The organism is Quadrisphaera sp. DVD1 (genome assembly GCF_058932755.1).
The window spans coordinates 1-2,065 of the sequence record NZ_JBZYWI010000246.1; the positions used below are offsets into that span (position 1 = coordinate 1).

At 75.6% G+C, this 2,065-nt stretch carries 2 protein-coding genes; both read right to left on the reverse strand.

Features of this window, described 5'->3' with window-relative positions; translation table 11 throughout:
- Positions 1–525 (reverse strand): CHASE3 domain-containing protein (locus AC5FZL_RS16505; RefSeq protein WP_493619964.1); only part of this gene is annotated, 525 nt, incomplete at its 3' end.
- Positions 522–2,065 (reverse strand): glycosyltransferase family 2 protein (locus AC5FZL_RS16510; RefSeq protein ID WP_493619965.1); only part of this gene is annotated, 1,544 nt, incomplete at its 5' end. The genes AC5FZL_RS16505 and AC5FZL_RS16510, both read right to left, overlap by 4 nt.

The following is a 2,065-nucleotide window of genomic DNA, read 5'->3' on the forward strand; positions in this document are numbered from 1 at the left end:
GTCGGCCATCGCCTGGGCGCTGCCGCTGCTCGCCAGCACGTCGAGCTCGGCGTTGATCGCGCGGAGCTCGTCGAAGACCTCCTTGTTGACGAGGGTCATCTCCGGGGAGACGACCACCTCGTCCGGCGCCATCGCCGCGACCGGCCCGGCGTACATCGAGAGCCAGCGCTGCGCCACGAGCTCCTGCTGGCGGACGAGGTCGCGCTCGGCGCCGGTGCGCGCGGCCGCCCGGGCCTCGCGCAGGTGCTGGGGGAAGGCCGCCCGCCCGGTGCGGTACGGGTCGAGGAAGCTGCGGTCGCGGGCCAGGCGGTAGCCGCGGACGCCGGTCTCGGCGTTCGTCATGGCCAGGAGCAGCTCGGTGTTGGCCGCCTCCAGGCGCTCGAGGCGGTGCTCGCGGTCCTGGTGGCGCCCGGCGACGACGAGCCCGGTGACCCCGCTGAGGCCGACGACGAGCAGCAGCCCGACGAGGAGGGCGAAGGCGGCGGTCAGCCGGCGCGAGACGGACCGGTCGGCGAGGCGCGTCACGGGACCTCCACCGCCACCTGCGCCGCGGGGGCCACGAGCAGCGCGGGCGCCGCGGGAGCGGGCAGCAGCGCCTCCTCGGCGAAGCCGGCGCGGGTCATCACGCCCCACACCTGCTCGCGCCGGCGCAGCGCGGCCCACAGGCCCTGCACCCGCCAGACGGCGGTGAGCTGCCGGTAGCCGAGGTTCTCGACCACGGTGACGAGCATGGCGACCCCCAGGTCGCGCCAGCGCCCGTAGCGGTGGAAGGAGAACTCCTCCACGGCCAGCGCCGCCACCGAGACGAAGACGGCGTAGGCGCAGGAGACGAGGAGGAAGGCCAGGGCGTAGCCGGCGTCGACGACGCCGAGGGCCAGGCCCAGCGGCACGAGCAGCAGGCCGACGACCTCCAGCAGCGGCGCGGCCAGCTCGAAGACGACGTAGTAGGGCAGGGCCACCAGGCCGATCCGCCCGTAGCGGGGGTTGCCGATCATGTCGCGGTGGCGCACGAGCACCTCCCACAGGCCCCGGTGCCAGCGCCGGCGCTGGCTGGCCAGCACCGCGCGGGTGGCGGGCACCTCGGTCCAGGAGACGGGCTCGGCGACGAAGACGACGCGGTAGTCCCGGCCCTGGTCGCGCATGGCCCGGTGCACCCGCACGCACAGCTCGAGGTCCTCGCCGATGCAGTCGGGGTCGAGCCCGCCGACCTCCACGAGCACGTCGCGCCGGTACAGCCCGAAGGCGCCGGAGATGAGCACCAGCGCCCCGATCCGCGACCACCCGGTGCGGCCCAGCATGAACGCCCTCAGGTACTCCACGACCTGCACCCGGGCCAGCCAGCCGGTCGGCATCCGGGTCTCGACGACGCGGCCGGCCACCACGCGGCAGCCGTTGACGGCGCGCACGGCGCCGCCGGTGGCCACCACGCGGTCGGGGTCGTCGGCGAACGGCCCCGCCACGCTCAGGAGGGCGTCGGGGTCGAGGATCGAGTCGGCGTCGACGAAGCACACGAGGTCGTGGCGGGCCGCGTTGATGCCCACGTTGAGGGCGTCGGAGCGCCCGGAGTTCTCCTTGCGCACCACCACCAGCGGGGTGCGGCCGTCGCGCGGCACGTGCACGGAGAGCACCCGGCCGCGGGCCGGGACCTCGCGCGCGACGACCCGCGGCACCTCGACGAGGTCGTGCGCCGCGCGCAGGCGCTCGAAGGTGGCGTCGGTGGAGCCGTCGTCGACGACGACCACCTCGTGCACGGGGTAGCGCAGCGCGAGCAGCGCCCCCACGGAGGAGACGATGCCCGCCGCCTCGTTGAAGGCGGGCACCAGCACCGAGACCGGCAGGGTCATCGGGGAGGCGTAGGAGTCCTCCTGGCCGGCGTAGGGCGCCCGGCGCACGTGGCCGGCCAGCTCCACGGCCGCCACGGCGATGAGCAGCAGGTAGCTGGTGTTGATGGCGAGGAAGTACGCGAGGACCGGCAGGGAGGCGGCGTCCAGCCCCGCGGCGAGCGCGGCGCGGGTGGCGTCGAGGAGCCCGCTCACGGCGCGCCGGCCGGGACCAGGCCGCGCAG